19 protein-coding genes are annotated in these 21,063 nt (G+C 36.7%); 11 read left to right on the top strand and 8 right to left on the bottom strand.

Going from position 1 to position 21,063, the window contains the following annotated elements:
- The first annotated feature begins 247 nt into the window (after nt 1-247).
- The 9 genes from ACOCEA_RS15565 (at nt 248) to ACOCEA_RS15525 (ending at nt 12,038) form a co-directional block, all read left to right on the top strand.
- Nucleotides 248-484, top strand: coding sequence for a hypothetical protein (locus ACOCEA_RS15565; protein WP_420757166.1), 237 nt, complete (start codon nt 248-250; stop codon nt 482-484).
- A 331-nt stretch (nt 485-815) separates the two neighbouring features.
- Nucleotides 816-1,325 (top strand): hypothetical protein, encoded by a 510-nt coding sequence (locus tag ACOCEA_RS15560; RefSeq protein WP_420757187.1) that lies wholly within the window; start codon nt 816-818, stop codon nt 1,323-1,325.
- A gap of 16 nt (nt 1,326-1,341) precedes the next feature.
- A complete protein-coding gene (locus ACOCEA_RS15555; protein ID WP_420757186.1) occupies nt 1,342-1,488 on the top strand; it encodes a hypothetical protein in 147 nt (48 codons plus the stop codon).
- A 98-nt stretch (nt 1,489-1,586) separates the two neighbouring features.
- The gene (locus tag ACOCEA_RS15550) at nt 1,587-2,162 is read left to right on the top strand and encodes a cob(I)yrinic acid a,c-diamide adenosyltransferase (protein WP_420757185.1); all 576 of its coding nucleotides are present in this window, start codon (nt 1,587-1,589) and stop codon (nt 2,160-2,162) included.
- A 136-nt stretch (nt 2,163-2,298) separates the two neighbouring features.
- Nucleotides 2,299-2,523, top strand: coding sequence for a DUF2795 domain-containing protein (locus tag ACOCEA_RS15545; protein WP_027064442.1), 225 nt, complete (start codon nt 2,299-2,301; stop codon nt 2,521-2,523).
- Nucleotides 2,524-2,735: 212 nt separating this feature from the next.
- Nucleotides 2,736-6,098, top strand: a complete 3,363-nt coding sequence (secA, locus tag ACOCEA_RS15540; protein WP_420757184.1) for a preprotein translocase subunit SecA — start codon at nt 2,736-2,738, stop codon at nt 6,096-6,098.
- A 479-nt stretch (nt 6,099-6,577) separates the two neighbouring features.
- Nucleotides 6,578-7,792: a sensor histidine kinase gene (locus ACOCEA_RS15535; protein WP_420757183.1), complete on the top strand. Its 1,215-nt coding sequence runs from the start codon at nt 6,578-6,580 to the stop codon at nt 7,790-7,792.
- A 113-nt stretch (nt 7,793-7,905) separates the two neighbouring features.
- On the top strand, nt 7,906-10,422 hold the full coding sequence (locus ACOCEA_RS15530; RefSeq protein ID WP_420757182.1) for a M14 metallopeptidase family protein: 2,517 nt from the start codon (nt 7,906-7,908) through the stop codon (nt 10,420-10,422).
- A 32-nt stretch (nt 10,423-10,454) separates the two neighbouring features.
- Nucleotides 10,455-12,038 (top strand): amidohydrolase family protein, encoded by a 1,584-nt coding sequence (locus tag ACOCEA_RS15525; protein WP_420757181.1) that lies wholly within the window; start codon nt 10,455-10,457, stop codon nt 12,036-12,038.
- A 199-nt stretch (nt 12,039-12,237) separates the two neighbouring features.
- Here ACOCEA_RS15525 and ACOCEA_RS15520 read toward each other — a convergent pair whose 3' ends face one another.
- The 4 genes from ACOCEA_RS15520 to ACOCEA_RS15505 all read right to left on the bottom strand — a co-directional run bounded on the left by ACOCEA_RS15520 (nt 12,238) and on the right by ACOCEA_RS15505 (nt 15,192).
- Nucleotides 12,238-12,495 (bottom strand): hypothetical protein, encoded by a 258-nt coding sequence (locus ACOCEA_RS15520; RefSeq protein WP_420757180.1) that lies wholly within the window; start codon nt 12,493-12,495, stop codon nt 12,238-12,240.
- A 236-nt stretch (nt 12,496-12,731) separates the two neighbouring features.
- A complete protein-coding gene (locus ACOCEA_RS15515; protein ID WP_420757179.1) occupies nt 12,732-14,084 on the bottom strand; it encodes a DEAD/DEAH box helicase in 1,353 nt (450 codons plus the stop codon).
- Nucleotides 14,085-14,205: 121 nt separating this feature from the next.
- A complete protein-coding gene (locus tag ACOCEA_RS15510; RefSeq protein ID WP_420757178.1) occupies nt 14,206-14,553 on the bottom strand; it encodes a VOC family protein in 348 nt (115 codons plus the stop codon).
- A 273-nt stretch (nt 14,554-14,826) separates the two neighbouring features.
- Complete coding sequence (locus ACOCEA_RS15505) at nt 14,827-15,192, bottom strand: DUF2200 domain-containing protein (protein ID WP_420757177.1); 366 nt, start codon at nt 15,190-15,192, stop codon at nt 14,827-14,829.
- A gap of 102 nt (nt 15,193-15,294) precedes the next feature.
- On the opposite strand from ACOCEA_RS15505, the gene ACOCEA_RS15500 reads away from it, so the two are divergent.
- Both ACOCEA_RS15500 and ACOCEA_RS15495 read left to right on the top strand, forming a co-directional pair.
- Nucleotides 15,295-16,269: a formylglycine-generating enzyme family protein gene (locus tag ACOCEA_RS15500; RefSeq protein WP_420757176.1), complete on the top strand. Its 975-nt coding sequence runs from the start codon at nt 15,295-15,297 to the stop codon at nt 16,267-16,269.
- Nucleotides 16,270-16,294: 25 nt separating this feature from the next.
- Nucleotides 16,295-17,641 carry a Gfo/Idh/MocA family protein gene (locus ACOCEA_RS15495; RefSeq protein WP_420757175.1) on the top strand — a complete coding sequence of 449 codons (1,347 nt, stop codon included), beginning with the start codon at nt 16,295-16,297 and terminating at the stop codon, nt 17,639-17,641.
- Between the two features lie 321 nt (nt 17,642-17,962).
- Here the strand turns inward: ACOCEA_RS15495 and ACOCEA_RS15490 are convergent, their stop codons facing one another.
- From ACOCEA_RS15490 to ppk2, 4 genes are all read right to left on the bottom strand, one after another.
- Nucleotides 17,963-18,304: a glycosyltransferase gene (locus ACOCEA_RS15490; protein ID WP_420757257.1), complete on the bottom strand. Its 342-nt coding sequence runs from the start codon at nt 18,302-18,304 to the stop codon at nt 17,963-17,965.
- Nucleotides 18,305-18,307: 3 nt separating this feature from the next.
- Nucleotides 18,308-19,210, bottom strand: coding sequence for a glycosyltransferase (locus ACOCEA_RS15485; protein ID WP_420757174.1), 903 nt, complete (start codon nt 19,208-19,210; stop codon nt 18,308-18,310).
- Between the two features lie 288 nt (nt 19,211-19,498).
- The gene (locus ACOCEA_RS15480) at nt 19,499-20,149 is read right to left on the bottom strand and encodes an alpha/beta hydrolase (protein ID WP_420757173.1); all 651 of its coding nucleotides are present in this window, start codon (nt 20,147-20,149) and stop codon (nt 19,499-19,501) included.
- Between the two features lie 138 nt (nt 20,150-20,287).
- Nucleotides 20,288-21,061, bottom strand: coding sequence for a polyphosphate kinase 2 (gene ppk2, locus ACOCEA_RS15475; protein ID WP_420757172.1), 774 nt, complete (start codon nt 21,059-21,061; stop codon nt 20,288-20,290).
- Nucleotides 21,062-21,063 lie beyond the last annotated feature (2 nt).

Here is a 21,063-nt window from a genome sequence, read left to right as displayed (position 1 = left end):
AAAAAGCACCCTATTAATTTCAAATAAACTTCTATTTACCCACTTCAAGACGCTTTTGCTTAGGACAAATTACCGTTAAAAGACACCTTTTTTCGGTAAGGTGTTTTTAGTGGCATTGTCGTTTACCGAGCAAAAAATGCACTTTGTCCCAGTTGTTGCAACATAACGAGAAATATATGTTTTTCAGCGAATGGGAACCCTTCAACATACGCTTGTGCAAGTTATAATAGTGTAACAAACGCAAGTCATGAAAACAATAGCAACCATCATCTTTATCATCTTCATCGGAACAGCTGCACAAGCCCAAAACAATACTACAGCTATAAATGCTGAGACGGTTGAAATGACGAGTGTTACAGAAACTACCAACGAAATTAAATTGGAGAGCAAGGCCGAGGTTGCCAGACTGTACAAAAGAAAATTCTCAACAATAAAAAAAGAGTTGTCTTTCACTACCAAAAGAAACAAAGCTAAAATGGCTTAATTTAAATATCAGGTCTTAAGTACAAAGTTGGAAGTACAAAGTCTGTTGTACTGAGCATGGAGAATATAGAACGAGGTGTTGCATATTACGTATTTTTTGAAATTAATTCAAATTAATGGCTTTGAGCGAAGCCGAAAGGTTGGGGAAAAACATCATTCTTTGTACTCAGAACTTGGGACTTTAGCTTCAGATCTGAGATTTTATCCTTCTGGAATTAAACCTTAAGACATTGCACTCCATACTTCACGTTTTTTTAATTCTTTATACCAACGCCACTCTACATTTTTTTATACTTTGGACGTTTTAATTTTTCAAATTAAATACCTTCAAATTGTATAGGCTTTTATCTTATTTAAGATTTATACTTACCGCTACCAATCAGCATGGTGTACATTCCCCGTTTATATATAATTTCATTACAAAAGGGATCTATAGAAAGGGGAATCCACAATTTACCATTACCCAGAACCTGCTAGCCCAAAGTATTTTCTACTTTAATTTTAAAAAAATTGGATTGGTATCAGAAGACAATTCCTTAAAAATAAAACTGAATTCCGTTTTTGAAGGTTTGGATTATAATGCATTACCCATTGACATTGTTTATGCTGATGATAAGAGTGAACCTTTCAAAACCATATCAAGGAAATATTTACATAATGACAGCCTGTTGTTGATTGAAGGAATCCATAATTCGAAAAAGAAATACCAAAATTGGGAACAACTTAAAAAACTACCCGAAGTATCAGTTTCTATTGACTTGTTTCATTGTGGCATCCTATTTTTTAGGAGGGAACAAGTAAAAGAACATTTTAAGATTAGACGAAAACCCTTATTTTTATAAGCTAATCTAGGTTATTATGAATAATACTATTTATATTATTTTGGGAGTTGTATTTGCCATTTATCTAGGCATAACTATCATAAATAGGAATAAATCCAAAGAGCGAAAAGACCGTAAATTTATGAGTGATTACAAAAGAAAAGACCGAAAGGATAAAGACTAGCCATTGGGCATCGTTTGGTATACTCAAAAAAAGCACCTAACAATCCTATCTTTTTATCTTCAGCAAATATACACACAGGCTGATTTAATATACTAAAAATGAAAATCTACACGAAAACAGGAGATTTAGGAAAAACCGCCTTATTTGGTGGAACAAGGGTTGCAAAGCATCATATTAGAATAGAAAGCTATGGTACTGTAGACGAGGTAAACTCTTGGTTAGGATTAATTAGGGATCAAGATATAGATTCAAGCACTAAAGCGTTCTTAACAGAAATTCAGAAAAATCTTTTTACACTTGGGGCAATTTTAGCCATGGATCCAGAAAAAGCGGTTTTAAAAAATGGGTCTGAGCGATTAAAAATTAATAGGATTACACAGGAGAATATTAAGAACCTAGAAGATGCAATTGATGAAATGGAACAGTACCTACCTCAAATGACGCATTTCATCCTTCCTGGGGGGCATACCAGTGTGTCATACTGTCATATTGCCCGTACAGTTTGTAGACGAGCCGAACGCATGGCCAGTATTTTATTCGAAAACACAGCTTTTGACAAGGAAGTATTAGCATATTTAAACAGGCTCTCTGACTATCTTTTTGTATTGGCACGAAAATTGTCAAAAGATTTAAAAGCAGAAGAGATCAAATGGATTCCTGAGAAAAAGGACTAATAAATCCGTAATTTCTTCGTTATCAAATTATCAAAGCAAAAATAAGTTGATAACTATGCTGAAATAATCAAGAATTATCTTGGCTGTTTCCATTTAAAAATTATTTTTGCAAAAAATTTAATATCAAACAATTACCATGTATTGGACATTAGAATTAGCATCTTATTTAAGTGATGCACCTTGGCCGGCAAGTAAAGATGAGTTAATTGATTACTCTATTAGAACCGGTGCACCTTTAGAGGTTGTAGAGAACTTACAATCTATGGAGGAAGAAGGTGGTGAAATCTACGAATCTATTGAAGAGATTTGGCCAGACTATCCTACAGAAGAAGATTACCTCTGGAACGAGGATGAATATTAATATTCTATATAAGAATAACTACTTAAAAGTCTCCTTGGAGGCTTTTTTTTTATGTAATTTTGGCAGTCAATGAGGTTATTTCAACCTAAGATAAAGACTGGAATAACTTTTGCTAAAAGTAAGTGTCAGTTATAATTACTGACTGCAAATAAAAACTGAAAATCGATTAGAAACTTAGTTTCCTTCAATTTCAGTACAAACAATACTATTTTATGAGTTTTATAAATTCAATTCTAAAAGCCTTTGTTGGCGATAAATCAAAAAAGGACGTAAAAGAACTTCAACCTTTAGTAGATCAGATAAAATCTTTTGAAGCCGCTTTTGAAAAACTAAGTAATGATCAATTAAGGAACAAGACATTAGAGTTCAAGCAAGCCATAAAAGATTCCTATAAAGATAATACAGAACAAATCACGAAGTTAGAGCAAGAAGTAAAGGATTCTACGGATATAGATAAAAATGAAGACCTCTATGCTGAAATGGACAAGCTTAAAGAGGAGGCATACACCTTGTCTGAAAATACATTAAATACAATTCTTCCAGAGGCATTTGCTGTGGTTAAAGAGACCGCCAAGCGTTTTGCCAACAATGAGACCATTATCGTAACCGCTTCGGAAAACGATAGAAAATTATCTGGCAGTAAGGACTATGTTTCCTTGGATGGCGATATGGCGAATTGGAAAAATTCATGGGATGCCGCTGGTAAACAAGTTACTTGGGACATGGTACATTATGATGTACAGCTCATTGGTGGTATTGCTTTACACCAAGGTAAAATTGCTGAGATGCAGACCGGTGAAGGTAAAACCCTTGTGGCAACATTGCCCCTATACCTTAATGCACTAACAGGTAATGGTGCCCATTTGGTGACCGTTAACGATTATTTAGCAAAAAGGGATAGTGCTTGGATGGCGCCTATTTTTGAGTTTCACGGCTTATCTGTAGATTGTATAGACCACCACACACCTAATTCTGATGGCAGACGTGCTGCCTATAACGCAGATATTACCTATGGCACCAATAATGAATTCGGTTTTGACTACCTAAGGGACAATATGGCGCATACCCCAAAAGATTTAGTACAGCGCCCACACAATTATGCCATTGTAGATGAGGTAGATTCGGTTCTTGTTGATGATGCCCGTACACCGTTAATTATATCCGGACCGGTACCAGAAGGTGACCGCCATGAGTTTAATGAGCTAAAACCTAAGGTTAATGAAATTGTACAAAAACAACGTCAACATTTAACTGGTGTTCTTGCAGAGGCCAAAAAATTAATAGCCGAGGGTGATACCAAAGAAGGTGGCTTTCTTTTATTAAGAGTATATAGAGGTCTCCCAAAAAATAAAGCATTGATCAAATTCTTAAGTGAAGAAGGGGTAAAACAATTACTTCAGAAAACCGAGAATTTTTATATGCAAGACAATAACAGGGAAATGCCCAAGGTAGATGAAGACCTGTTATTTGTGATAGATGAAAAAAACAACCAAATAGAGCTTACGGATAAAGGAGTAAGTTATATTTCTGGTGAGCAAGACAAAGATTTCTTTGTTATGCCAGATATTGGAGGGGAAATTGCCAAGATAGAACAGCAAAACCTTGATATTGAAAAAGAGGCCGAACTTAAAGAAGAGCTTTTTAAGGAATTTACGGTCAAGAGCGAGCGTATCCACACCATGAGCCAGTTGCTAAAAGCATATACTTTATTTGAAAAAGATGTGGAATATGTGGTCATGGATAACAAAGTTATGATCGTAGACGAGCAAACAGGACGTATCATGGACGGCCGTCGTTATTCAGATGGTCTTCACCAAGCTATTGAGGCAAAGGAAAATGTAAAGATTGAAGCCCTTACACAAACTTTTGCTACGGTTACTTTACAGAATTACTTTAGAATGTACAGTAAATTGGCAGGGATGACCGGAACAGCCATTACCGAGGCCGGAGAATTCTGGGAAATCTACAAGTTAGATGTAATGGAAATCCCAACAAACAGGCCAATTGCCCGTGATGACAGGAACGATTTAATCTATAAGACCAAAAGGGAAAAATACAATGCCATTATAGATGAGGTCACTAAATTAAGCCAAGAAGGTAGGCCTGTATTAATTGGTACCACATCGGTAGAAATATCGGAGCTGTTATCCAGAATGTTGAATATTCGTAAGGTGCCACATAATGTATTAAATGCCAAGCTTCACAAAAAAGAAGCAGACGTTGTAGCAGAAGCTGGTAATCCTGGAGTGGTGACCATAGCAACCAACATGGCAGGGCGTGGTACGGATATTAAATTAACCGAAGCTGTTAAAAAAGCAGGTGGTTTGGCCATTATTGGTACTGAGCGCCACGATTCACGCCGTGTAGATAGACAGTTAAGAGGTCGTTCTGGTAGACAGGGAGATCCAGGTAGCTCACAATTTTATGTTTCCTTAGAAGATAACCTTATGCGTTTATTTGGCTCGGACAGGGTTGCCAAAATGATGGATAAAATGGGACTGGAAGAAGGTGAGGTGATACAACATAGTATGATGACCAAGTCTATAGAACGTGCACAGAAAAAAGTTGAGGAAAATAACTTTGGTGTTCGTAAGCGTCTATTGGAATATGATGATGTAATGAATGCACAACGTGAGGTGGTCTATAAACGTAGAAGGCATGCTTTGCAAGGAGAACGTTTAAAAGTAGATATTGCCAATATGGTATATGACACTTGTGAGGTTATAGTAGAAGGTAATAAAGCAGCTAATGACTACAAGAATTTTGAATTTGAACTGATCAAATACTTCTCAATGACTTCCCCGGTTTCTGAGGATGAGTTTGGTAAACTAAGTGCCCAAGAAATTACTGGTAAAATATACAAAGCGGGCTATGAGCATTATAAGGAAAAAATGGAGCGCAATGCAGCAACAGCTTTTCCTGTAATAAAACAAGTGTATGAGGATAATGCAAACAAATTTGAGCGTATCGTAGTACCGTTTACAGATGGTATTAAATCACTAAATGTGGTAACCAATCTACAAGAAGCCTATGAAAGTAATGGTAAACAGTTGATTACTGATTTTGAGAAAAACATTTCATTAGCCATTATAGATGATTCTTGGAAAACGCATTTGCGTAAAATGGATGAGTTAAAACAATCCGTTCAATTAGCGGTTCATGAGCAAAAAGACCCTTTATTGATTTATAAGTTCGAAGCTTTTGAATTATTCAAAGGAATGATTGAAAAGGTTAATAAAGAAATTGTTTCTTTCTTATTTAAAGGGGAATTGCCTTCTGGCAATCCTAATGAGATACAAGAAGCAAGAAACGTTCAAAACAGAAAAGAAAAACTTCAGACCTCAAAAGAAGAAATTCCAAATAGTGATGAGTTGGCAGCCCAAAATAGAGCTGTAGGCCAAACACAAGGCCAACGACAAGCAGTTACGGAAACCATAACAAGGGAACAACCTAAAATTGGAAGAAACGAGCGTGTTACTATAAAAAATGTAATGTCCGGTGAAAGTAAAGTAGTAAAATACAAACAAGCAGAACCGCTACTATCAAAAGGCGAGTGGGTCCTTACAGAGGATTAATCTCAACTCAATTTTATAAAAGCCTTTCTTATGAGAAAGGCTTTTTTTTTGCTCAAAACTTAAATTGCGAATATCTAAACATTTTACTAAACCAAAAATTAAGAATCGAATGTTGAACTTCTTATTGTACACAAACAATGGCATCAAAAGAATTGTAGTGTTGTAACAGCTTTAAAAAGAACCAATCAAAAGATATATTCGTATTGGTGTTAAACACCTAATATCCAGAATCAGAGAAACTCAAAACAGAAGTAACAGAATAAGGGATGGCTCCATACCAATTTTACATATGAGTTACGGCACATAAAAAATGCAGCCAGTTAGGGATTAATAACCGATAATCTAACAGATTTACGTCCTAAAAAGCTGTACGATTAATAATTTGTGATATGTTCTTAAAAAAAATCTAGCATTATGCTAAAAACATAAGTAGCTTTACAATACTGAATTACGTGAATACCAGTACCTAAATAATTGTTATGCCGGATTTTCAAATAGAAGAAGAACGACTAAGGGATAAGATAAAACTGCTACTTAAGGTTAATTATGTAACCAGTGCTTTCTCATTTATATTTGGTTTTATCTGTTTATCCCTACTTAACATAAAAGAGATTATTCCCCATGTTTTAATACTGTATGGGGTTTTTAATTTTGTGAATACTATACTTTTTAAAAAGCATAAAAATTTAGTCTTAACGTATAACATAACCTCTATAATGGCCCTGTTAAGTGCCTTTACAATAACCGTTTATAGCGGCGGCATCAATAGCCCATTTATATTTATGCTAGGACTTATTGTCTTTGCTGGTTATGTAACCACACGAAAATATGGTAAGATCTATCTCAATGTGATTTTTGTATTGGTCCTTTTAATATTTACCCAAAATTTTCCTGAATTAAGTATTACAGAAAATGTAATTCCAGCACCATCAAGAAGTATTTTTAGTTTGTTATCCGTACTATTTTCGCTATACCTATTGGGTAATATTTTTGGTAAGAATTTGTTAAGGACACATCATTTACTGTATAAATCCAAAAAAGAACTTACCGTACAAATGCATGAAAAGGAAACCTTGATAAAAGAAGTACACCATCGGGTAAAAAACAACTTACAAACCGTTTCTAGCTTGTTAAGTCTTCAATCTAGAAATATTGCCGAGCTTAAAATGAAGAACATGTTAAAAAGCACACAGAACAGGGTTATATCCATGGCCATGGTACATGAAATGCTTTACATGAGAAATGATATTAGCCAAATAGAGTATAAATCTTACGTTCAGGAACTGAGTGAATATCTGATACGTTCTATAAAAGGGGTAGATAGTAAGGTAAATCTTAAGATTGATATTCCTGAGATCAAACTAGGAATAGACACTGCCATCCCATTAGGCCTACTCATTAACGAGGCAGTAACCAATGCCTTAAAATATGGATTTTCAGATGAAGAAGAAGGTGAGATATACATTGCCCTAAAAAAGGAATTGGATAAGCAATATGTACTAAATATTGGTGATAATGGTGTTGGTTTCCCAGAATCGGTTACTTATAAGAATACCAAATCACTTGGGTTAAAGCTTATATACAATCTAACAAGACAATTAAAAGGAACTATTCAAAGGGACAATAGTAAAAAAGGCACCAATTACATTATAACGTTTCAAGAAATTAAACAGCAGTTATCACCTGTTGCATAAAATGTACCCCTAGTTTTTATCAAGTTGATAATTGATCAATGAATATGGTCTATTGAAGAAATCTCTAATTGGATTATGTCTATATTTAAGGGACTAATTCAAAATACCCTTACATGTTCAAGAAGCTTTTGCTTACACTAGTGTTGTGTGGCACGACCATTTACGGTCAAGATTATTTTTTCAAACAATTCCATCCCTTTAACGAAAATATACCATCTCCAGAAGAATTTTTAGGTTACGGTATTGGGGACCATCATACACGACATGATCTTATAGTCGCTTATTTAGAAAAATTGGCCGATGTATCTGACAGGGCAACCCTACACTATTATGGAAAAACACATGAAGGTAGAAAGCTGGTCATGCTCACACTAACTACACCAGAAAATTTAAAAAATCTAGAGACCATCAAACAATCACATTTGGCATTTACAGACCCTGTCAAATCGGTTTCAAATTATGACGATGTTCCTATATTCATCAACTTGGCATACAACGTTCATGGTAATGAACCATCAAGCTCAGAGGCAGCGCTTTTAACTGCATATACGTTAGCAGCCTCAAATAATCCACAAATTTTAACTTACTTAAAAGATGCTGTTATCTTTATCGACCCAACTATTAACCCTGACGGTAGGGACAGGCATGCACAATGGGCAAACACGTATCAAGGTTCCCCAGAAGTAGCGGATCCACAAGATGCGGAACATAATGAATATTGGCCTAAGGGGCGTACAAATCATTATTGGTTTGATCTAAACCGTGATTGGTTGTTGGCTATTAACCCAGAAAGTAGAGGGAAATTAAAATGGTACCACGAATGGTATCCTAATGTAGTAACCGATTTTCATGAGATGGGATCGCAAAGCACCTATTTTTTTGAACCCATGAAAACCAACGGTTCCTTGAACCCAATTATGCCTAAAGAAAATTATGAGGATTTAAATACACTATTTGGCAATGAGTTTGCAAAGGCACTGGATAGTATTGGTTCATTATACTTCACTAAAGAAGCTTATGATGGCACTTACCCTGGTTACGGTTCTTCCTACCCAGATTTACAGGGTGGTCTAGGTCTTTTATTTGAACAAGCTAGCTCTCGCGGACATAGACAAACTACAGCTTTTGGAGAAATTACGTTTGCATTCACCATCAGAAACCAATACACATCAAGTATAACGACTGTAAAGACCGCGGTAAACAATAAAGCATATATGCGCAAATATCAGCAAGACTTCTTTAAAAGTGCTTTGTCTAATGCCACTAAAAGCAAAATTAAGGCTTATGTCTTTGAAGATGCCTATGATCAAAATAGGACGAAGGCTTTTATAGACAAGTTATTGCTCCACAAAATAGAAGTTTATAAATCTGGTGAAAAATTCATAGTTCCCACTAAACAACCACAATATAGAATGGTGCAAACCATGTTTGAGACCTATGAGAAATATCGTGATAGTGTATATTATGATGCATCAGCTTGGTCCGTTGCCAACTTTTATAACATGAAGTACAAACCTCTGAGTGGTACCATTAATTTAGGTGAAAAAATAACAAGTACAGAAAATCTGGTAAAGGTTGATCCGGTACAAAAATCAAATTACGCTTATATTTTGGATTGGGATGACTATAATGCCCCAGCTGCACTGTATGCATTACAAAAAGGAGGAATAGTAGCTTCGTCTGCAGCCAAACCATTCACAGCTAAAATCGGTACTTCTGCAAAAAATTTCAATTATGGGGCGGTAATGATCCCTGCTAGTCTTCAAAAGAAAGATTCGGATACTGTCTTTAAATTGTTACAGGAAGTACAACAGAAATTTAGTGTTCCCATCTACAAAATAGAATCTGGACTTAACTTAGGAGGAGTTGATTTAGGAAGTAGATCTATTACCCCAATAGAAAAAACAAAAGCTGCTATGTTAATTGGTGAGGGAGTTCGCTCTTATGAAGCTGGGGAAGTTTGGCATTTATTGGACACCAGAGTACATATGCCCATAACCAAAATTCCGATACGAAATTTCAATCGGGCAAATTTAGCCAAATACAATACCTTGGTTATGGTTTCCGGAAGTTATGATTTGACTGAGGAAGAACAAACTAAAATTAAGGATTGGGTAAGTAAAGGAAATACATTGGTTACCATTGGTACTGCCAGCAAATGGGCTATTGAAAAAAAATTGGTTAAAGAAAAGCTTATAGAAGCCACAAAAGATAGTATGGCCACTGTAGTACAAAAACCTTATGTAGATGCTAAGGAAAATATAGATAAGGAAAGTATAGGAGGAATAATTGTTATGGCTGATATTGATATAACCCACCCCTTGGCTTTTGGCTATCACGATAATAGCATACCGGTTTATAAAAACAATACGGTATGGTTGGCCCCAAGTAAAAATGAATATGCAACCGTAGCCAAGTATAGTAAAGACCCGCATATTGATGGTTTTATCACGAAAAAGAATATGGAAGAAAAACTAAAGCCCGCTGCATCCTTAATTGTGAGTAAAATAGGGAACGGCAGAGTAGTTCTTTTTGCTGATAATCCAAATTTCAGGGGGTCATGGTATGGCACTAACCGTTTGTTCTTAAATGCCCTATTCTTGTGGGATAAAATTAATGTACCTGAATAATTTCCAAAGGATACTAACCTAGCTAAAAAATTATGAAAAAAATACTCTTCTTAAACATACTCTTCTTTTTTACCATATCACTTACGGCACAATCCCTTCAAGGAGACGGACCTCATTCACAATTAATCATTAGAGGGGTAATGCTAATAAATGGTAATGGTGCACCACCACAAGGTCCAATTGATATTCTAGTAGAAAATAATATAATTAAGGATATCAAGGTAGTTGGTTATCCAGGAGTAGCCATAAATGAATCAAAAAGACCGCAATTAAAACCAGGAGGAAAAGAATTGGATTGTACCGGGATGTACCTTTTACCTGGGTTTATAGATATGCATGGCCATATAGGTGGAACGGCACAAGGTGCAGAACCCGATTATGTATTTAAGCTATGGATGGCCCACGGTATTACTACAGTACGTGAACCAAGCGGCAGAGGGGTAGATTTTACTATGGACTTAAAACGGAAAAGTGCCAATAACGAAATAATAGCGCCCCGCATTATGGCCTATACGGCTTTTGGACAATATAGTAATCGCTTTAACCCATTGAACGATATTCCAATTTCTACCCCAGAACAAGCTAGGGAATGGGTACGTGCCAATGCAAAAAAAGGTGCAGACGGCATCAAATTCTTTGGTGCTGAACCAGAGATTATGGCTGCGGCCTTGGATGAGAACAAAAAACTTGGTTTGGGTTCTGCTTGCCATCATGCCCAACTTAGTGTAGCCAGGTGGAATGTATTGCATTCCGCAAGAGCTGGGTTAACCTCCATGGAACATTGGTACGGGTTGCCAGAGGCTTTATTTAATGATAAAACGGTACAAGACTATCCTTTGGATTATAACTATCAAAATGAACAAGACCGTTTTGAAAATGCCGGTACATTATGGTCACAAGCGGCAGCTCCCTATTCTGACCATTGGAACACAGTGATGAAAGAATTATTGGATTTGGATTTCACGCTTGATCCCACATTTAATATTTATGAGGCCAGCAGGGATTTGCAAAGGGCACGAAGGGCAGAGTGGCACGAAGATTATACATTACCTTCTTTATGGGAATTTTATCAACCCAGTAAAATATCACATGGTTCCTATTGGCATAATTGGGGAACGGAACAAGAAGTTGCTTGGAAAAAGAATTACACACTCTGGATGACCTTTGTGAATGAATATAAAAATAGAGGTGGTCGCGTAACTACGGGTTCCGACTCTGGGTTTATATTTCAATTATATGGCTTCGCTTATATTCGAGAGTTGGAACTATTACGTGAGGCCGGTTTTCATCCATTGGAAATAATTAGATCCGCCACTTTAAACGGGGCAGAAGCCTTAGGAATGGATGACAAAATTGGATCTGTAGCCATTGGCAAAATGGCAGATTTTGTAGTGGTAGAGGAAAACCCTTTACAAAACTTAAAAGTACTCTACGGTACTGGAGCCATTAAACTTACCGAGGATAATAAGGTGGTACGTGTTGGTGGTGTAAAATACACCATAAAAGATGGTATTATTTACGATTCCAAAGCATTGTTGGCAGATGTTAAACGACAAGTTGATGATGCCAAAGCACAATCAGATTATAGTATTAAACAACCGGGAATCAAGGAATAATAGGAAATGTGTACTATTTGTTTCTTATAAACTAGAAACGTTTTGTATCAACTGGGACTTTAATTGGCTTTAAAGTTCCTTTTGTTTTTGGAAACAATACAACATAAGTGAAAATTAAGGCAACGGGTACTAAAAGTGTAAATACTAACATAGCTTTTGGTTTTTAATTAATTTCTAATCAGAGAATGTAGAACAATAGTTATGCCAATTTTGGACGATTCTTTAAAGTTCTAAATCCTAATTCACTTTTTACCCTAGAATTTTTATAACGGTATAATCTCGTTACACTATTTTCCAAAAAAAACAAAGTTTTTTCCTGACCAATAACAGTAGTACTGCCAGTAACCAAAACAACGTCCATTTTAAAAGTGTCAACTTTATCATTGTTATTTTTATTTTGTGCAATTGCCGCTACTCCGACAAAAAGAACTAAAACTAAAGTAAAAAGAGCTTTCATAAATAACATTTGGGTTATATAAAGTTAACCCCAGTTACAGGCTATAACCCGTTACAAGTCGCTCAAATACAGCTATTTTCGGTAATGGTGAAATTTGCGGATAAGGTGTAGGAATTTATCGGTAAATGAATTTTGAACCTAAAACCATTTATCCGAATCTTTGGCTTTTTATCTGGTATTATAAGTCTTTATCAGGTGATATCCCTGAAACTAATGAAGCTAATTTGTGGTAAAATCTATTTTCGTTTATTCCTCTTACTTGCGTTTTTATCTCCACGTGTCTTTGGTTTTGAATATTTCTTGCTTATGATACGCTTGTAAGAACCGCCTTGATTCTGTTTCTTGTTTTTTTCCGACTTTTCATGGAAACCGGCACCACGTTCGTCTTCGTTCTGTTTTAATGGATTTTCCCTTTCTATATGCTTTGGCTGCTCATCATAAGTAAGTTGCGTAGCTATTTCTACACTATCAGGTAATTCTAGTTTTACTATTTTTTTAGACATTAATGCTTCTATGCCCTCTTTAAAGGATTCCTCAGTAGGCGTATACAATAAAATGGCAGCACCTTGCTTCTCCGCCCTACCCGTTCTACCAATTCTGTGCATATAGTTTTCTGGAAAAATAGGCGTGTCAAAATTAATGACATGTGAAATGGCATCCATATCCAAGCCTCTAGACATCACATCTGTAGTTACTAAAATTCTATTCTTGCCAGAATCGAACTGATTTATTGATCGTAAGCGATAGTTTTGGGTCTTATTGGAGTGAATAACACATATTTCCTCGCTGAAAAACTCAGACAACTCCTTAAACACCAAATCAGCACTCCGTTTATTGGAAACAAAGATCAAAACCTTATGAAATGTTTTTTCATCCTGTAACAAATGAACCAGCAAATTTATCTTGGTGTAAAAATTAGGCAAGGCGTAACAACTTTGGTCAATATTTTCCAAAGGCGTACCGCTCACGGCAATTGAAATTTTCTCAACACCCTTAAAAAAATCATTGATCAATACATCTACATCCTCGGTCATGGTAGCGGAGAACATGATATGTTGTCTTCGCTGGGGCAACAATTCAAAGATGTTGACCAACTGAAACCTAAAACCTAGGTCTAACATCACATCTACCTCATCTATTACCAATTTTTTTACATTCTTTAGTTGAAGTCCACGTGTTAATACCAGATCATATAACCTTGCGGGAGTTCCCACCACGATATCTACCCCGAGTGACAGCGCTTCCTTTTGGCGGTTCATGTTTGTACCACCATAAACCCCTTGTACACGAACGGAGCTATATTTACCCAGCTTCTCCACCTCTTCTGTAACCTGTACCACCAACTCCCGTGTGGGCACTAAAATGATAACTCTTGGATGCTTATCCTTGGAGAAAGGCAAATCGTTGATGATAGGCAGTAAATAGCCAAATGTTTTACCCGTACCCGTTTGGGCAATACCCACTACGTCCTTCCCACTCATTACCACGGGGAACGCCTGTTCCTGGATAGGTGTGGCTTGTTCAAAACCTAAATCTGACAACGCATTTCTTAAAGGTGTGGATATTTTAAACTCATCAAATGAGGCCATAGGAATAGCTTTTAGTTCGCTGGTACAAAGCTACGGGGTTAATATGACAAATAACAATATCAAGTACAATATAACCTTAAGAAGATATTGGAAATTGAATGTATGTAGGATGAAGCTACTTTTATTTATCTGACCAAACGGCAAGTTCATTTCCCGAAGGATCCTTAAAATGAAATCTACGGCCGCCTGGAAAACTAAAAATATCCTTTGAGATTTTTCCGCCCGAGGATAAAATGCTGCTTTTTATCCAGTCTAGGTTTTCATGATACAAGACTATCAACGCACCATTTATGATTTCACCATCTGTTTTTTCGAAACCGCCATCAAGTCCACTATCTGAAAAAGCAATGTAGGTTGGCCCATAATCGGTAAAGGTCCAATGAAAAGCTTTTGAATAAAAATCCTTTATTTTTTCTAGGTCTTTTGCCTTAAACTCTACATAATTGATGTGGTTGTTAATACTACTCATCTTATCCTTTTAAATTAATGAACCATTTGTAGTTTATACTATTTTTGAAACGGGACACATTGTTTTACATCAAATTGACACCATCGGATTGGTATGTTTTGATAATGTTCTCATTTTGGAGCCAAATTTCTAAAATCATATATCCATGTCAGATCGAATCCTATTTTATAACCATATACAATGTTATGATACTTTGGTTTTTTGAAACACTACGGTTAGAGTACTAATAGTATTTGCTAACCACTATTAATTTGGATTTAACACCGCTTGCAATCAACCTACACGTAAAATTTTTTCCATTTTACGACCTTTTGCCAATTCATCCACCAGTTTGTCCAAATATCGTACTTGTCGTGTTAAGGTATTCTCTATTTCTTCTATTCGATAACCGCAAATTACTCCAGTAATCAGATGGGCATTCGCATTCAGTTTCGCTTTTTCAAAGAAAATCCCAAAGGTGGATTTATCATCAATATGTTTTTGAATTTCATGGTCATCAAAACCGGTTAACCATTCTATTACTTGGTGTAGTTCTTTCCTTGTCCTACCCTTTTTCTCAACCTTTGTAACGTAATGCGGATAAACAGACGCGAATGTCAATTTTGCTACCCTTTCATTATGTGCTTCCGTGACCTTCATGTGACCAAAGTTAAAAATTTACTGTTATAAAATATTTTTGAGCGATATACCCTCCTTTTATTCTTAAAACTTATACCTGAAAAAAAATAGTATATTTAAGATATGAATATTCCTCAGCAACTACTGCTTAGCATAACGTTTTTATGTATTGCCAAATCTATTTCGCAAGAACCCCAGTTAGAGGACTTTACGCAAACCATTTCTGGTTCTAATTTGGCCATAGAAATGGTCGCCATCCCATCTGGCGCTTTTATAATGGGGAGTCCAGTTACCGAAGAAAAAAGAAATAGCGATGAAGGCCCAACCCATACCGTACAACTAAACGCTTTTTGGATTTCTAGCCACGAAATTACTTGGGAATTATATAATCTTTTTGTGAATCGCGCCATAGATGATATCGAAAATCCATCAATATCATCTGAAGTAACTATAAATGTCGATGGTGTTTCAGGGGCAACCATACCTTATGTAGACATGAGTTTAGGCATGGGTACGAGTAAAGGTCTACCCGTTGGTAATGTTACACAGTACGCAGCATCGCAATTTTGCAAATGGCTTTCCGCCAAGACCGGTCATTTTTATCGGCTACCTACCGAGGCGGAATGGGAATACAGTGCACGCGCAGGCACCAGTACTGCGTACCATTTTGGAAATGATCCAAAAGAACTAGACAAATATGCATGGTATTTTGAAAATAGTGAGGATTCCTATCACCGAGTTGGCCAAAAACAACCTAACGCTTGGGGACTCTATGATATGCACGGTAATGTTGCGGAATGGACGCTAGATCAATATCTTCCGGAGGCATTTGAAACCAGGACTAATGTGACCAATTCACCATGGGAACGTCCTGTTACAAAATATCCACGTACTGTACGTGGAGGTTCTTACTACGACGATGCGGAATTTCTTAGAAGCGCGGCGCGTTTAGGATCTATGGAAAAATGGAAGATGCGAGACCCACAATTTCCAAAAAGTAAATGGTGGAATACAGATGCGCCTTATGTAGGCTTCCGTATTGTACGTGATCAAAATATCCCTAAAGAAACCGAGATTCAAAAATATTGGGGCGAGTAGGCCCGTAACCGTAAAACCAAAAACGATGAACAGTTCAAAAAACAAAACGAAGGTAAACCCTGATAATTCTAGAAGGGGATTTTGTAAAAACTCGGCACTTGTAGGTGCAGGTATGCTCCTACCTGGATTGGAAATGAGTGCCATGGTCAATGTTTTTAACGACAAGAAACTAAAGTTGGCTGTGGTAGGTTGTGGAGGTCGTGGTACCGGTGCCGCCAACCAAGCCTTAAAGGCAGATGACCATATAGAATTAGTGGCCATGGCAGACGCATTTGGTGACCAGTTAGACAAAAGCTTACTGAACCTCCAAAAGGAATTTCAAGAAACCAAAAAAATAAATGTCAAAGATGCACATAAATATGTGGGACTGGATGCCTATAAAAAAGCCATTGATCAAGCTGATGTAGTTATTTTGGCCACTCCTCCTGGTTTTAGGCCCTACCACTTTGAATATGCCATTAATGCCGGAAAACATGTTTTCATGGAAAAACCAGTGGCTACCGATGCTCCAGGAATCAGAAAAGTATTGGAAATGGGGAAGATTGCCAAGGAGAAAAAATTAAACGTAGTAGTGGGCCTACAGCGCCATTACCAGAACAATTATTTGGCCATTGCAGAGAAAATAAAACAAGGTGATGTAGGCAAAATAGTTTCGGGGCAGGTTTATTGGAATAGTGGGGGTGTTTGGGTACGCCCAAGACAAGCTAACCAGACAGAACTGGAGTATCAAATGCGCAATTGGTATTACTTTAATTGGTTATGTGGTGACCACATTTTGGAACAGCATATCCACAACATTGATGTTGCGAACTGGTTTATTGGCGAATATCCCATTTCGGCCCAAGGCATGGGTGGAAGACTGGTGCGTAATGGAAAAGATCATGGTGAAATCTTTGACCATCACTTTGTAGAGTTTACCTATCCAAGTGGGGCGGTCATAGCCAGTCAATGTCGACACCAACCCGGTACTTGGTCCAAGGTGGGTGAAAATTTTCAAGGAACAAAAGGCAGCATAGATATGAACGATGCCGGTGCCGCCAGTATTATTGGTTTGGACGGTGAAAAAATGTTTGATTACCGTAACCGTAACGACCCAAATCCGTATCAAGTAGAGCACGATAAATTGTTTGCATCGATACGGAACAATGAAGTGATCAGCGATACCGAGAACGGGGCAAAAAGCACCCTAACAGCAATTATGGGAAGAATGGCGACCTACTCCGGAAAAGTGATTACCTGGCAGGATGCCTTGGCTTCGGAAAAACAATTAATGCCAAGTGACCTAAGTTGGGACAGTACCCCACCAAGTGTACCTGGACCAGACGGATTTTACCCTATTCCAACCCCAGGAGTAACAGAGGTATTGATGTAAAAACTTGTAAATAATCTTTTTGGATTAATTAATGAAAAGGTTGTAAGTTTCAAATAAAGGCATATGGGTAGAAAATAAATAATGTCCATAAGGCAGGGTGACCAAGTGGATAAAGAATATGCTGTATAGCTATCTGGCACAACGACGTGAAAGATTTACTACTTATTATTTAGCGTAAATCCCATAAAATATATAAAACTATCCAGGGACTTTGCGGAGTCGGAATTTACTAGTGGCTACGACTCCGCTCAGCCACCAAAAAAAATGGACTTACTTTGAATACGACCAGCACAGGTCGTTCAGCTACAAAGAAATCAGCTCTTATTCCACTATCAGATTATACATCTGAGTTCTAAAAGATTCATTTCTTATTTCTAATCCGGTTTTTTCGGCATTTTCCTTGTACCATGTATTGGTGTATAAATCCATGATTTTGGGTTCTAAATTCTTGACGCTTATTTCGCTTACATCAATTCCCAAAGGACCCAATCCTTTTTGAAAGACTATTTTGTTCCAAACGTATTGATCTATTATATGTGGAATGATCATTGATGCACAACCATATTTAATGGCGGTATGGGTGGTACCAGAACCTCCGTGATGAATTACCGCATACAGTTTAGGAAAAACCCAGTCATAAGGAATACGATTTACAAAAAGTATGTTTTACCTAGCATACAACGCTGGTTCTACAAGACCCCCCGAAGCCGTATTAATGATGGCCGGGATATTATTTCGCTCTAAAACATCAAGAATAATTTTCGTTTTCTTTACCGGGTCAGAATTTACCATGCTACCAAACGTCACTAAAATAACTTTAGGATGCCTCTCTATAAACGACTTCAATGCTTGATTTGGCTCCCAATTATTGGTTTTCTTTCTTTCGTGGTATCCTAAAACTTGAAAGTTTTCACGCCAATATTCGGGTCTTTTAAAAAGTGATGGGGACACGGTATAAATGACCTTACTTTCAAACAATGCCTTTTTAATTTCCCTTGTAGGTATTCGGTTAGGTGTAGATAACCATTTTAACGAACCTGATATTGTCTTTATTAAACCATAATTGGCCAGTTGATACGTAAGTTTATTTATAAAAGGTCGATAGTTTTTATTGAACGCTACATGCGAATGGTCTTTTACATAATGTAAATAGGGTACAGGGCTTATTAAAATACTTTTCTTATTTTCTAATCCCCAAATAACAGGGTACATAACTTTTGCATTATGTACAATCCTATCTGGTTGTTCCTTTTCAATAACCGCTTCTTGTTTTAAGATCATACCTTTGCTCATTTCTTTTTGCATTGAAAGAAGTTTTAGGTATGCCTTTAATTTTTTAAACCCAAGTTTACCACCACCCATTGCAATTCTTCCTGCTGGACTATTTAGCATTTCAATAAACTCGCTGCCCAAGGATTCAAAAATAAAGCCAGAATCCTCTGTTAGGTTTCTAAACTGTTCTGGAAATAAACCTATTATAGTATGTCCTTTTTCCTTTAATAATTCGCCTATGGCTAAAAAAGGTTCAATATCCCCTCTGGTACCTATAGATGTTATGATTATTTTCATTTTTATGGTATTCACCGTTCGGGTCTGGGCCATGATAAATTAGCGGGGGCATCTGGAAACATCACCATAGAGCTGTTGACTTCTTTTCACCATTAAAATTAAGGAATACTATTTTCGCAGAAATTTATGGGGTTAGATTTAACAAGGGCATTCTATCGTGCCATCTTCCAAAACTTCACAATCACATTCTTCGGTACAGGAGGTTAAAGATAGTACGGGCAATAAAATTAGTAGGGCAACTATTTTTTTCATAATAAATACTTGTGTTAGGTTAAAATCTCGTTTGTATTATTCGTTGGGATTTAAAGCTTTTATTTTTCCGTTTATGATTTCACTTATTTCTTTTGCCCTGTCCACAATCATAAAATGCGCTCCTTTATCAATCAAAATGGTATTACTCCCTTTCGGTGGAAGTAATTTATCGTTTGTACCACCTATTTTGATCAAATTTTTTAATTGTGATCGGTTCTCCCAATTTACCAACTCTCTAATGGCCCATTTTGCAAAAGGCAAATCGGTATCCTTTAAAATGGAATTTAACAACTTCTTCCGCTCCGCACCGAACACAATATGAGCAATACATTTTGGTGGATTTAATAGTCTTGCAGGAATCAGCTCAAAAAATTTTAATTTGCCAGCTAATTTTATGATTCCGTTCAATTCGTTTCTTGTTTCTATGGACGAAATTAATATCGTGAACTTAGGTTTTGTTAATTTACTGATTTCTGTTGCAATGAGTCCTCCAAAACTTACCCCTAAAATTCCAAAATTAGTGTCCTTGTCAATTCCGTATTTCTTTATCAGCCTTTTTGAATATGCTATTATAGGTTCCTTATGTTTTGGGGTAATCCACTTTACAGGAACCAATTCATGGTCCAGGGTCAAATATTTGAAGACCCTTTCATCCGCTCCCAATCCGCTAATGGCATATATTTTCATTTGATACTGGTTAACATTACTTGCTACAACAGAACAACACCGACTATCGCATGCAGCTACTCAAGAGCGGAGTACCTATTACAATAATGAATCGCTATACTAGTATTTGGGTTTCCCTATCCCTTTTACCTATAACATTTACTTGTAAGGAACAACTTCCAGTAGGTGGGAAACTGCTTTTAAGCGGGCCGAAGATTTATTATTGGCATGAATAATCAACCACGGTGCTATTTCTGTATGTGTTGCCTCAAACATACGCTCTTTATATTTGGTATACTCGTCCCATAATTCCTGTGCTCTCTCATCTACGGGAGTCATTTTCCATCGTTTTAAGGGATTGGATTTGATATCCTTGAACCGTATGGCCTGTTCTTCTTTATTGATAGAAAAATAGAACTTCACCAAATGAATGTTAGCGTCAATAAGCATCCTTTCAAAATCATTTACGTGCCTCATAAATGTTTCGTACTCTTTTTCTGTACAAAAACCATTTACGGGTTCCACAACCGCCCTATTGTACCAACTACGATCAAAAAAAACTATTTCTCCAGGTTTGGGCAGTTGGTTGATATAGCGTTGAAAAAACCATTGCTTGCTTTCATCCTCGGTAGGTTTGTTCAAGGCAACTTTTCTAAAATGTCTTGGATTTATATATTCCGTAATTCTTCTGATGGCACCCCCTTTGCCGGCAGCGTCCCTACCTTCAAATAGAATCACTACTTTCTCATCATTATCAATTACCCAATTTTGAAGCTTTATGAGCTCTTCCTGCTTCTCTCTTAACACGGTTAGGTATTTGATTTCCTCCAATGCCTTATCCGGGTTGTTGTTCTTCCTTTTTAAAAGGGTGTGTAAACCTATTATAGAGTTAAATAGGTCCATTTCTTCTTTTGTGTATTTATCTTTCTTCATTT

It is taken from the genome of Maribacter luteocoastalis (genome assembly GCF_048890225.1).
GTDB classification, from domain to species: Bacteria; Bacteroidota; Bacteroidia; order Flavobacteriales; family Flavobacteriaceae; genus Maribacter; species Maribacter luteocoastalis.
This window is presented reverse-complemented; position numbering and strand designations above follow the sequence as displayed.